The organism is Exiguobacterium sp. s189 (assembly GCF_018617615.1).
Classification (GTDB): Bacteria; Bacillota; Bacilli; order Exiguobacteriales; family Exiguobacteriaceae; genus Exiguobacterium; species Exiguobacterium aestuarii_A.
Window position 1 is genome coordinate 258,677 of the sequence record NZ_JACSKM010000002.1, and the last position, 12,013, is coordinate 270,689.

A 12,013-nucleotide genomic window follows, 5' to 3' on the forward strand; every position below is an offset into this window, starting at 1 on the left:
TACTCACTCCTCAGACATCCAAGTACGAAGTAGTTTAGCAAACTCTTCTGGATTACTTTCAGCTAATTTTTCTAACTGTTTCTTCTTCACAGCCCCTTCGCCTCGTTCCTCGAGGTCTAGGTCAGGTACTTCATCTTCGTATGGAACTTCCCACTCGTTCGTCTCTTCCACCACTTCTTGTTTGCGTCTACGCATTGCGAAGAAAATTAAAGCAAGTAGGACGACTGCTCCAGCTGCTGAAGCGTACATCCACCATGGTGTAGGCTGTTCTATCGTTGCCACCTCTTCTGCTTCAGCGAACGGTCTCGATACAACGACTACTTTTTGTTCAAGCTCCGCATCTGTAATGGCTTCATCCGTTTTCGCTAGTGATGTTCGAATGATGGAGTACATCATCGTCTCCAGGTCACCTTCAAGCTGTGGGTCAATACTCGTCGCACCATCTGGTGGTTCCACAATCAATTGCACCCCAAGGTCGCGGATGGTATACGGTGCGTTTTGAATCTGTTTCGTAATGCGATTCACTTCATAGTTGATGATTTCGTGATTTTTTTCACTTTCTTCTGTGCTGTCACCTGTAGCAGCAGGGAAGTTGATCGTGTCATTCTCACCGGTCCCAGTCGCTTCTGTCGCCGTTCCCGTACCGCCCGTATACGCCTCTGCAATTCGTTCAGCCGACGTCACGATACCTTCCATGTTTTCTTCATTGACTGGCTTAACAAGGTTTTGTTCTTCGGCCGTCTGAGTCGTATCAATATCTGCTGTGACAGAGACAAGAACGCTTCGTTCACCAAGAAGAACAGACAACATCTGCTGAATTTGTTGACGGACGTCTTTTTCAACTTGACGTTTCAGTGCCAACGGATCAGCGGAAGATCCACCAGCCACAACGGTTTGATCAAGGTCATAATACGTAAAGTATTGGTCCATGATTGAGATGTTCTCAGGTTTTAAGTTTGGGACACTTTTACTGATCAAATGGTAAAGACCTTTGACCGTGTTTGGTTCTAGATTCGTTCCTGCTCCGATATTTAACACGATCGAGGCTGTCGGCTCACCTTGGTCTTCCGCTAAAAAGACTGACTTCTCAGGAAGCGAGATGATGACTTTCGCTTGATTGATTCCTTCGATTTGAGTAATGAGCCGCTCGAGTTCCGTCTGCATCGCACTTCGTTCAATGACCGCCATTTCTCGGTCTGTTGTTCCGAAACCAGCATTTTCACTGAAGAAACTATAGTCAATCGACCCGGATTTTGGAATCCCGGCCGCGGCAAGGCTCACTTTCAATTGGTCGACCATTTCATTTGGCACATATACACTGACCCCGTTCGAAGTCGCTTTAATTTCCGACTTCACACCGTCTGCTGTTAGTTTCTCTGTCACTTCTCCCGCTTCTTGTGCGGATAAGTTCGTGTACAAAGGAGCCATATTCGGTCGTGCAAGGAAGAACGTGAGTAAGAGGGCCGCGATTAAAATGACCGCGATGGAAATCCCCCATACAAGTTTCCGCTTCGCTGGCATTGATTTCAGCCCATCGGTCATCGATTTGAATCGTTCTTTTAATTGTTCATTCATCGCAACTTGTCATCCTCTACAATTAAACTTGCATTCGCATCATTTCTTGATAGGCTTCAACAGCCTTGTTCCTCACCTCGATGGCAAGTTGCATCGCAATCGACGACTCTTCACTTTGAATCATGACTTGATGAAGGTCCGCTTTACCGACAGCTAAATCTTGACGGGCTTGACTCGTCGCTTGTTGCGTCTCGTTCAAGGCATTCATCGCTTCATTCAAATATGACCCGAATTGAGATGGGTTCGTTTTGTTCATTGATGGCGTAAACTCTGGGCTCATCATTTGAATCGGATTAATTTGCATCCCTAGTCACTCCTTATCCTTTTCCAATCTCCATCGCTTTGACGAGCATCGCTTTTGATGCGTTCATCGCGGCAATGTTTGCTTCGTAAGAGCGAGTCGCACCCATAAGGTCGACCATTTCTTTGAGTAGATCAACATTCGGCATTTGGACATATCCCCGCTCGTCCGCATCGGGATGACTCGGATTATAAGCAAGCTTATACGGTGCATCGTCTTCGATAATTTGAGCTACCTGAACCCCACCATTGACCGCATTTAACTGTTTACGGAACGGAGCTTCCTGTAACACCGTCATCTTCCTTGTATACGGTTGCCACTCCCCATCGACAAGTTTTCCTCGAGTCGTCTGGGCGTTGGCGATGTTCGCCGATACGGTATCCATCCGCAAACGTTGAGACGTTAAGGCAGTAGCTGAAATATGAAAACTATCAAACATTCCCATCGATTAACGACCTCCTCGGATAACAGTTTTCAATCCACCTAGCCTACGATTTAATTGCTCCATCATCGCCTCATACTGGAGTTGATTACGTGCCAGTTCACTCATCTCATAATCTAAGTCGACGTTGTTGCCGTCACTTCGCATCGCCCCACCTGCCCGATCGACGACAGTAGATTGCATCGAATCACTTGGACGCCCACCTTGGAGCTTCAGTCGCATTTCACTTTGGAGCGTCTGTTCAAATACGGCTTGCTTTGCTTTGAAGTTTGGCGTATCGATATTCGAAAGATTATGACTAATCACTTTTTGATTGAGGACTGCATGATTGACTGCTTGCTTGAGTAATTGATAGTCACTACCAATCCAATTCACGGCGTTCACTCGCTTTCATATACTCATTACTGATATATACCTGATTTGGAAATTCTACTATTTCATTGAAACAAATCTGTAACAGTTCTGAAAGATATTTTTTAAAACATAGGTAAATGGCTTCGCATCTTTTTGTCGAATTAACGACAAATTCTGAAAATGATTACTTTTGCACTAAAAAAAACCGCTTCTTCAATGAAGAAAGCGGTTTTTTAGGAACAAAGTCCCTTTTTATAGTGTTTTCAATGGAAAATACACCTCTAAAGTTGTGTTTCAGTTTGATTTCAGTTTTTGCAATTCAAACAAGAAGTTGTCATTTAGTATCTTGATATACGTTCCCTTCATTCCTAAAGAACGTGATTCAATAACACCCGCACTTTCGAGTTTCCGAAGCGCGTTCACGATGACAGAGCGTGTGATTCCCACACGGTCGGCAATTTTGGAAGCGACTAACAGCCCTTCGTTTCCGCCGAGCTCTTCGAAAATGTGTTCAATCGCTTCTAGCTCTGAATAAGATAAAGAATTGATTGCCATTTGAACGACAGCCTTTTTACGGGCTGACGTTTCTGCTTCTGCCGCTTTCTCACGAAGGATCTCCATGCCAACGACCGTCGCACTATATTCTGCGAGGACGAGGTCATCTTCTGTGAACTCGTTTGTCAATCGACCTAACACGAGCGTCCCTAGACGCTCACCACCACCGATGATTGGGACAATCGTCGTCTTCGAGTTGAGGAACAAATCGTGGTTCTCTACAGGGAACGCCGTATATTCGCTATCAATATCGATGTTCGCTGTCGTTTCTTTCACATTGAACAAGTTTGAAGCATATGGTTCTGGAAACTGTCGGTCAACGAGAAATGCCTTCATGCGATCATTCTCAATCTGTTGTTTAATCGCAAAGCCAAGTAGGCGACCACGACGGCTCACGATAAACGTATTAGATTCAAGCACTTCACGCATTTTATCCGCCATTTCTTTAAAGTCAACGTGCGCACTCGCTTCTTGTTGAAGCATCGTGTTTAATTGGCGAGTTTTGTCTAGTAAATTCATAATGTCTATTTCCTCCCTGTATGTGCATACAGAATCTTATAAAATATATTGGCTGAGGTCTCGGTCATCCGCGATCGACCCAACTTTAGCTTGTACATAAGCGGGAGTGATTTCCACGCTCGTTTGCGGCATATCTGCCGCCTCAAATGAAAGATCTTCTAACACGCGTTCCATAATAGTATAAAGGCGACGTGCACCGATGTCATCGGTCTCGCGATTGACATGTGTCGCAATTTTTGCGATTTCTTCAATCGCTTCATGCGTGAATCGGACCGTGATCTCTTCCGATTCCAATAATGCGGTATATTGTTTGATTAACGCCTGAGATGGTTCTGTCAAGATTTTGACGAAGTCCTCTTCCGTCAAGCTGTTCAATTCCACACGAATTGGGAAGCGACCTTGCAACTCCGGAATCAAATCAGACGGTTTGGCCATATGGAACGCTCCAGCTGCGATGAAGAGAACGTGATCGGTTTTGACCGGTCCGTACTTCGTGACGACCGTTGACCCTTCGACAATCGGAAGGATATCGCGCTGCACGCCTTCACGAGAGACACCAGCATGGTCTTGCGACTTTGTTGCAATCTTATCGATTTCATCGACGAAGATGATGCCCATCTGTTCACTACGCTGCACCGCTTCATCATGTACTTCGTTCAAATCCAGAAGATTTTCAGCTTCTTCCGCTATGAGAAGCGGTCTCGCTTCACGGACGGTCAACTTCCGTTGCTTCCGTTTCTTCGGAACGATTTGTCCGAGCATATCTTGAAGATTCGATAACCCTTCCATTCCTTGCCCTTGGAACAAATCCATCGTTTGCTTTTCTTCTAGTTCAACTTCGATGACTCGGTCTTCTAGTTCTCCAAGCTCGAGAAGACGGCGAAGCTGTGCCCGATCGTTCTTTGACGTATCCGTTGTTGATTCAGGCTGTTGTGTCTGCCCACCGAACAATGCCTCAAACGGGTTTGACGCACTCGGTGTCGCTTTCGCTTTACCTTGTAAGGCATCTAGCAATCGTTCTGTCGCCGCTCGCTCTGCCGGCTCCTTCACGTCTTCTTTCTTCTCTTCTTTTACGAGACGAACGGATGCTTCGACGAGGTCTCGTACCATCGACTCGACGTCACGACCGACGTAACCGACTTCCGTAAATTTCGTCGCTTCCACTTTGACGAACGGTGCCCCGACTAACTTCGCTAAACGACGTGCGATTTCGGTTTTTCCGACCCCGGTCGGTCCGATCATCAAAATGTTTTTCGGTGTGACTTCATCACGAAGGTCCGCACTTAATTTCTGACGGCGATAACGGTTACGCAATGCAATCGATACAGCTCGTTTGGCGTCCTTCTGACCGATTACGAACTTGTCCAGTTCCGATACGATTTGTCTTGGTGTCAACTCTCGATTCATTCAGCATCGCCTCCGATCGTTTCTACAATGACTTGATCATTCGTATACACGCAAAGCTCACCGGCAATCTCGAGAGCGGCTCGTGCGATTTCTTCCGCTGACTTCTCAGCGGAATGGCGGACGAGTGCACGCCCTGCTGCGAGTGCATAATTACCACCCGAACCGATTGCAAGGATCCCGTCATCCGGCTCAATCACTTCTCCATTCCCAGAGACGAGCAGTAAATGGTCAGCATCCATCACAATCAATAGCGCCTCGAGTTGCCGCAAGATTTTATCGCCGCGCCACTCTTTGGCAAGCTCGACCGCGGCACGCGGTAAGTTACCGTTATACATTTCAAGTTTCGATTCAAACTTCTCAAACAATGTGAAAGCATCGGCTACACTGCCTGCAAAACCGGCAACGACTTTCCCGCCGTATAAGCGTCTGACTTTCTTCGCTTTGTTTTTCATGATGACGGCATTCCCGAATGTGACTTGGCCATCTCCACTCATCGCGCATTGGCCATTGTGTCGAACTGCAAAAATCGTTGTTGCATGAAACATATCGTAACCTCCTACTTTCTTGGATGTGTCGCTTGATAAATCGAACGTAATCGTTCAGTCGATACGTGGGTATAGCGTCCGGTCGTCGACAAGGACTCGTGACCGAGCAACTCTTGGACAGCGCGCAAATCCGCTCCCCGCTCCAATAGGTCCGTTGCAAAGCTATGTCGCAACGAGTGCGGGGTCAACGGCTTATGTACCCCACTGTCTTTTCTCAAGCGCTTCATGACATACCGAATTTGGTCTGTTGTCATCCGATTCCCTTTTTGACTCAAAAATAATGCGCTTTCCGTCGGGAGTCCGACGTCTTTCCGTATTTCTACATAGCGCTTCAATGCTTGTACGGCATATTGACCGATTGGAACGTACCGTTCTTTCTTTCCTTTCCCCATCACATGGACGAAAGATAAGACATCGTCAAAGGAAGACAGGTTCATCCCACAAAGCTCTGCGACGCGAATGCCCGTTCCGTACAACACCTCAACGATGGCGACGTCTCTCGCCTGTAAAAAAGGGTCGTCTTGCATGGAAGCCGCCTCTAACAACCGTTCGACTTCGGACGGGACGGCGAACGTCGGCAAGGATTGTCGCTTTTTCGGTGAAGTCAGGTCGTGGAACAAGGGCTCTCCCCCATGTTCTCTCGCCATATATTTCCCGAACTGTTTAAGGCAAGATACTTTTTGGGACACTGTAGACGCGGCCAATTGCTTCTCATAAAGGGCATATAAATAACGCCGCGCCGTCTGTGCATCGTAGGGATCTTGATGCGTCGATTGGCAATATGCGGCGTACTGGTCGAGCGTTTGCTCGTAGGAGCGTTTCGTATGAGGAGACAGTCGACGTTCAATTTGGCAGTAGCGTAAAAATGATTGTCGATCCTCTAAGAATCCCATTTTATCGCCTCCTCGATGACACGTAAAAACGCATGTTCTCGTCAAATCGAAATTAGCATAGCATACAGAATGTATGGTGACAATAGATAGTCGTTCAATAATCTGAAAATTTTCAAAGTATGAAACAAAATACACAATTGAAACTTTATTTCAAAACAAAAGAGCCAAAAACTGGCTCTCCTGTTCAAAGGTCCTTAAATTGTTGAATCGTTTCTAAAGCACGGTTGGCGTAACGCTCGTACCGTTCTTGTTTTTTCATTTTCTTCGGAGCGTCCTCTAAAGATGGGACCAATCCAAAGTTCGCATTCATCGGCTGGAAGTGCTTCCCGTCTGCCGTCGTGATGTAGTGCGCCATCGAACCGAGCATCGTTTCACGTGGTAAGACGACGAGCTCTTCTCCTGCGATCATCTTCGCTGCATTGATTCCCGCCAACAATCCTGACGCTGCTGACTCCACGTATCCTTCTACACCCGTCATCTGACCGGCAAAGAATAATGTGTCACGCGTGCGCGCCTGATACGTCGGTTTCAACAAGCTCGGTGAATTGATGAACGTGTTACGGTGCATGACACCGTAACGAACGATATCTGCATTTTCGAGTCCAGGGATGAGACGGATGATACGCTTCTGTTCGCCCCACTTCAAATGCGTCTGGAAGCCGACCAAGTTATAAAGCGTTCCTGCTGAGTTGTCCTGACGAAGTTGAACGACCGCATACGGACGTTTACCCGTTTTCGGATCTTCTAGACCGACCGGCTTCATCGGTCCGAAGAGAAGCGTCTTCTTCCCACGCTCAGCCATGACTTCAAACGGCATACAACCTTCGAAGTAAATCTCTTTTTCGAACTCTTTTAACGGAACGACTTCCGCATTGATCAATTCCTCGTAAAAGACGTCAAACTCTTCTTCTGTCATCGGGCAGTTCAAGTAAGCGGCTTCACCTTTATCATAGCGCGACTTCAAGTATACTTTATCGCGATCGATCGTATCGCCATCTAGAATCGGAGCGGCCGCATCGTAGAAGTAAAGATAATCTTCCCCTGTGAACGCTTTGAGCGATGCCGATAAATCCGGAGACGTCAATGGCCCTGTCGCGACGATGACAATCCCTTCAGGAATTTCTTTTAATTCCTCGGTATGCACCGTGACGTTTTCATGGTTCTTCAACTTCTCAGTGATGAATCCAGCAAACTCATGACGGTCAACAGCAAGGGCGCCACCAGCTGGGACGCTTGCCGTGTCTGCCGCTTTCAAGATGAGTGAGTCAAGTGTACGCATCTCTTCTTTCAAGACGCCGACCGCGTTTTGAAGGCCGTTCGCCCGAAGCGAGTTCGAACAAACGAGTTCCGCGAATTGATCCGTGTGGTGCGCCGGTGTTTGACGGACCGGTCTCATTTCATACAAATCTACTTGAATGCCGCGCTTGGCGAGTTGCCAAGCCGCTTCGGAACCGGCCAAGCCGGCTCCGATTACAGTTACACGTTGTTGCAATATTAATCCTCCTCTTGCTGATGTACCTCGGTATGGGTACATTTCGTACATTGGTATTTCACGCCGTCTTTAATTTTCTTCTCGACCATCAAACTGTCGCATACTGGGCACGGTTTCGCAACCGGTTTATCCCATGAGACAAACTCACATTCTGGATAGTTCGAGCAGCCATAGAAGAGGCGACCTTTTTTACTACGACGTTCCACGATTTGTCCGTCCTTACAGTCTGGGCAAGGGACACCAATTTCAACTTGAACTGGTTTCGTGTTCGTACAGTTCGGGAAGTTCGAGCAAGCCATAAACTTACCGTATCGACCCATCTTGATGACCATCGGTGAACCACAAACTTCACAATCGATTCCCGCAGGCTCATCTTTCACTTCAATCTTTTCGATTTCTTCTTCGGCACGCTTCAAACGTTTCTCGAACGAACGATAGATCGGGGCGACGACTTCCGTCCACTCCACTTCTTTATGCTCAATCGAGTCAAGAAGCGTTTCCATGTCGGCCGTGAACTGAACGGTGATGAAGTCATTGAAATATTCATCTATCATTTCAATGACGAGTTCACCAAGCTCAGTCGGAAGGAACTTCTTCTCTTCTAAGACGACATAGCCACGACGTTGAATCGTGTCAAGTGTAGGCGCATATGTCGACGGGCGACCGATACCGAGCTCTTCCATCGCACGGACAAGTCGTGCTTCCGTGTAACGCGGCGGTGGTTGCGTGAAGTGCTGCTTCGGCTCAATCGCTTCAAAGCTGACCGTATCTTCGACTTCAAGAGGTGGTAGTAAGCCTTCTTTCTCTTGATTCGTATCCTCGATATCATCATCTTTCGATTCGATATATACTTTCATGAAACCTGGGAATTTGACGGTCGAGCCATTCGCACGAAAGATCATTCCGTTCGATTCTACATCGATCTTGACGGTATCGAGTACGGCAGGTGCCATTTGGCTCGCGATCAAACGTTCCCAAATCAATTTATAAAGGCGCAACTGGTCACGAGACAAATAAGGTTTTAAAGAAGCAGGGTCGCGGAGTGCCGATGTCGGACGAATCGCTTCGTGCGCATCTTGTGCGTTTGCCGCTTTCTTTTCCTTTTGCTTCTGTGAGGCGACGTATTCTTCACCGAATGTCGATTCGATGTATTCTTTCGCCTCTCCCTTCGCCAAGTCCGAGATTCGCGTCGAGTCTGTACGCATATACGTAATCAAACCGACCGTACCCTCTTTCTTCCCGAGGTCGATTCCTTCATATAATTGTTGAGCGAGCATCATCGTCTTCTTCGCACGGAAATTCAATTTACGTGCCGCATCCTGTTGTAACGAACTTGTCGTGAACGGTAACGAAGCGTTTCGTTTTCGTTCCTTCTTCGTCACATCGATGACTTTAAATTCGTCGTTAATGGCATCAAGGACGGCTTGAGCGTCTTCTTCCGACTTCAATTCCATCTTTTTACCATCTTTTCCGTAAAATGAAGTTTCGAACGTTTCCCCATCATGATTCAAGTCGAGCTTGATCGTCCAATACTCTTCTGGGTCGAACGCATTGATTTCGCGTTCGCGGTCGATAATCATCTTCACGGCAACCGACTGAACTCGTCCGGCAGATAGTCCTTTTTTGACTTTCTTCCATAATAGAGGACTCATTCCGTATCCGACGAGGCGGTCTAAAATCCGTCGAGCTTGTTGCGCATCGACAAGGTCGTGATTGATTTTACGTGGATGTTTAAATGATTCTTTAATTGCATCTTTTGTGATCTCGTTAAAAACGACACGACATTCAGTCGTTTCATCTACGCCGAGAGCGCGAGCCAAATGCCAGGCAATCGCTTCCCCTTCTCTATCGGGGTCGGCTGCGAGAAAGATTTTTGTGGCTTTTTTCGCCGCTGTCTTCAATTCTTTCAATACGGGTCCTTTACCACGGATGGTAATATACTTCGGTTCAAAGTCGTGTTCGACGTCTACACCGAGTTGACTCTTCGGTAAATCGATGACGTGTCCCATCGAAGCTTTGACCATATAATTCGGACCTAAATAACGTTTAATTGTTTTTGCTTTCGCAGGTGACTCAACGATCACCAAATATTTTGCCATACATCTGCTCCCCTTTTAGAGGTCATTTAAATCCCTACCATAATATTCATGTTCTCACCGGTTTGTCAACGTACAATCCTGAGATCTCGAATAATTTGATCGGAATTCGTCAATGGAATCGCACCTTCTTCAATCAATCGATTCGGTCCTTCCGCCAGTGGATCAAGCGGTGAACCGGGTACGGCGAACACCGTCTTTCCCTGTTCTAGTGCGTGTCCGACTGTATTCATCGTTCCGCTCTTTCGTCTCGCCTGTAACACAACGAGCGTGTCACCGAGACCGCTCACCAATCGATTTCTTTCCAAAAATTGAAATTTTTGAACAGGTGTGTTCGGGGCATACTCACTTAAGAGAATCCCTTGCTTCGGAATCCGTAAAAGCAACTGTCGATTCGCTGCTGGATAGAGGTTGTTCAGTCCGGCTCCGAGCACCGCCACGGTCGGACGATGTTTATTTAACGCGTGCGCGTGGACAAGACCATCAATGCCAAGCGCTCCACCAGAAACGGAAACAGTTTCTTCTATTAAAGAGTGATAGTGTTGCACTAGCGATTGACTAATTCGATTCAACTCACGACTTCCGACCATCGCGGTCGTTCTTTCTTGTAGTACCTCTAAATCTCCATCGTAAAACAAACAGTACGGCGGGTTGGGAATCTCGAGCAATCGTTTCGGGAACGTTTCATCTTCCCAGGTGACGAAGCGGGAATACGATTCGGACGAGCGTAGCGCAGAATGAGCTCGCTTCCAGACATGTGAAGAAAATTGAGTGCGATGCGCTTCTAGCGTCCCGTTCAAATAATGATGCACAAATTCAACCGGAATTCGTGCAGCAGCAAACCGAGCTATTGTTTGATTCATCACAATCTCTCCTTTAAAAAAATGAGGGATGCAAGCATCCCTCATGATTCTTATGTCGTCGGTTGGCCCGTGACACACGCTTCGTATAGACCTTCATTTTTCAAGACACGAATCAACGTTTCACCGATGACAGCTGGTGTTTCAGCTACTTCGATTCCATTCGCGTTCAACGTCTTAATCTTTTCAGCAGCCGTCCCTTTACCACCTGAGATGATGGCGCCGGCATGTCCCATACGTTTGCCTTCAGGAGCCGTCTGTCCGCCGATGAAGCCGATGACTGGTTTCGTCATGTTCGCTTTCACCCATTCAGCCGCCTCTTCTTCAGCTGTTCCACCGATTTCCCCGATCATGATGACAGCTTTCGTGTCCTCATCTTCGTTGAACGCCTTGAGCGTATCGATGAAGTTTGTTCCGTTGACTGGGTCTCCCCCGATTCCGACAGCTGTCGATTGACCGATTCCTGCCGTCGTCAACTGATGGACCGCCTCATACGTGAGCGTTCCAGAACGTGACACGATTCCGACATGCCCTTTCGTATGAATATAGCCAGGCATGATTCCAAGTTTTGCTTCTCCTGGCGTGATGATTCCAGGACAGTTCGGTCCGATTAAACGAGCCGGCTTGTCTTCGAGATAGCGTTTCACTTGGATCATGTCCACTACAGGAATGCCTTCAGTGATACAGATGATGAGTTCGATGCCACTGTCCGCTGCTTCCATGATTGAGTCAGCTGCGAACGCTGGTGGTACGTAGATGATTGATGCGTTTGCACCAGTCGCCTCGACCGCCTCAGAGACTGTGTTGAAGACTGGAACGTTGTCGAGAACCGTCGTGCCACCTTTACCTGGTGTTACCCCGCCGACTAATTTCGTGTTATAAGCAAGCATCTGTTCACCGTGGAACAAACCTTGCTTCCCTGTAATCCCTTGAATGATGACTTTCGTATCTTTATTCGCCCAAATACTCATGTC

12 protein-coding genes are annotated in these 12,013 nt (G+C 47.3%); all 12 read right to left on the reverse strand.

What is annotated here, in order from left to right; genetic code table 11:
• Positions 1–3: 3 nt before the first annotated feature.
• Complete coding sequence (gene fliF / locus KNO99_RS04120; protein WP_214745457.1) at positions 4–1,575, reverse strand: flagellar basal-body MS-ring/collar protein FliF; 1,572 nt, start codon at positions 1,573–1,575, stop codon at positions 4–6.
• Positions 1,576–1,597: 22 nt separating this feature from the next.
• Positions 1,598–1,879 carry a flagellar hook-basal body complex protein FliE gene (gene fliE, locus KNO99_RS04125; protein WP_074034728.1) on the reverse strand — a complete coding sequence of 94 codons (282 nt, stop codon included), beginning with the start codon at positions 1,877–1,879 and terminating at the stop codon, positions 1,598–1,600.
• A gap of 13 nt (positions 1,880–1,892) precedes the next feature.
• Positions 1,893–2,321: a flagellar basal body rod protein FlgC gene (gene flgC, locus KNO99_RS04130; protein WP_074034731.1), complete on the reverse strand. Its 429-nt coding sequence runs from the start codon at positions 2,319–2,321 to the stop codon at positions 1,893–1,895.
• A 3-nt stretch (positions 2,322–2,324) separates the two neighbouring features.
• A complete protein-coding gene (flgB, locus tag KNO99_RS04135; RefSeq protein WP_214745459.1) occupies positions 2,325–2,693 on the reverse strand; it encodes a flagellar basal body rod protein FlgB in 369 nt (122 codons plus the stop codon).
• 273 nt (positions 2,694–2,966) lie between these two features.
• Positions 2,967–3,746: a GTP-sensing pleiotropic transcriptional regulator CodY gene (codY, locus tag KNO99_RS04140; protein WP_214745461.1), complete on the reverse strand. Its 780-nt coding sequence runs from the start codon at positions 3,744–3,746 to the stop codon at positions 2,967–2,969.
• Positions 3,747–3,782: 36 nt separating this feature from the next.
• Complete coding sequence (gene hslU / locus KNO99_RS04145; protein ID WP_214745463.1) at positions 3,783–5,153, reverse strand: ATP-dependent protease ATPase subunit HslU; 1,371 nt, start codon at positions 5,151–5,153, stop codon at positions 3,783–3,785.
• A complete protein-coding gene (gene hslV, locus KNO99_RS04150) occupies positions 5,150–5,698 on the reverse strand; it encodes an ATP-dependent protease subunit HslV (RefSeq protein ID WP_074034743.1) in 549 nt (182 codons plus the stop codon). Before hslV ends, hslU begins: the two co-directional genes overlap by 4 nt.
• 11 nt (positions 5,699–5,709) lie before the next feature.
• The gene (locus KNO99_RS04155; RefSeq protein ID WP_214745465.1) at positions 5,710–6,591 is read right to left on the reverse strand and encodes a tyrosine-type recombinase/integrase; all 882 of its coding nucleotides are present in this window, start codon (positions 6,589–6,591) and stop codon (positions 5,710–5,712) included.
• A 184-nt stretch (positions 6,592–6,775) separates the two neighbouring features.
• A complete protein-coding gene (gene trmFO, locus KNO99_RS04160) occupies positions 6,776–8,086 on the reverse strand; it encodes an FADH(2)-oxidizing methylenetetrahydrofolate--tRNA-(uracil(54)-C(5))-methyltransferase TrmFO (RefSeq protein WP_214745681.1) in 1,311 nt (436 codons plus the stop codon).
• Positions 8,086–10,182 carry a type I DNA topoisomerase gene (topA, locus tag KNO99_RS04165; protein WP_214745468.1) on the reverse strand — a complete coding sequence of 699 codons (2,097 nt, stop codon included), beginning with the start codon at positions 10,180–10,182 and terminating at the stop codon, positions 8,086–8,088. Before topA ends, trmFO begins: the two co-directional genes overlap by 1 nt.
• Positions 10,183–10,247: 65 nt before the next feature.
• On the reverse strand, positions 10,248–11,042 hold the full coding sequence (gene dprA, locus KNO99_RS04170; protein ID WP_214745471.1) for a DNA-processing protein DprA: 795 nt from the start codon (positions 11,040–11,042) through the stop codon (positions 10,248–10,250).
• A 50-nt stretch (positions 11,043–11,092) separates the two neighbouring features.
• Positions 11,093–12,010: a succinate--CoA ligase subunit alpha gene (gene sucD / locus KNO99_RS04175; RefSeq protein ID WP_026826262.1), complete on the reverse strand. Its 918-nt coding sequence runs from the start codon at positions 12,008–12,010 to the stop codon at positions 11,093–11,095.
• Between the last annotated feature and the right edge of the window lie 3 nt (positions 12,011–12,013).

Excerpts from the sequence above, each read along its gene's own strand:
- fliF (WP_214745457.1), bottom strand. The coding sequence starts at position 1,575 with ATGAATGAACAATTAAAAGAACGATTCAAATCGATGACCGATGGGCTG.
- fliE (WP_074034728.1), bottom strand. The coding sequence starts at position 1,879 with ATGCAAATTAATCCGATTCAAATGATGAGCCCAGAGTTTACGCCATCA.
- flgC (WP_074034731.1), bottom strand. The coding sequence starts at position 2,321 with ATGGGAATGTTTGATAGTTTTCATATTTCAGCTACTGCCTTAACGTCT.
- codY (WP_214745461.1), bottom strand. The coding sequence starts at position 3,746 with ATGAATTTACTAGACAAAACTCGCCAATTAAACACGATGCTTCAACAA.
- hslU (WP_214745463.1), bottom strand. The coding sequence starts at position 5,153 with ATGAATCGAGAGTTGACACCAAGACAAATCGTATCGGAACTGGACAAG.
- hslV (WP_074034743.1), bottom strand. The coding sequence starts at position 5,698 with ATGTTTCATGCAACAACGATTTTTGCAGTTCGACACAATGGCCAATGC.
- KNO99_RS04155 (WP_214745465.1), bottom strand. The coding sequence starts at position 6,591 with ATGGGATTCTTAGAGGATCGACAATCATTTTTACGCTACTGCCAAATT.
- topA (WP_214745468.1), bottom strand. The coding sequence starts at position 10,182 with ATGGCAAAATATTTGGTGATCGTTGAGTCACCTGCGAAAGCAAAAACA.
- dprA (WP_214745471.1), bottom strand. The coding sequence starts at position 11,042 with ATGAATCAAACAATAGCTCGGTTTGCTGCTGCACGAATTCCGGTTGAA.
- sucD (WP_026826262.1), bottom strand. The coding sequence starts at position 12,010 with ATGAGTATTTGGGCGAATAAAGATACGAAAGTCATCATTCAAGGGATT.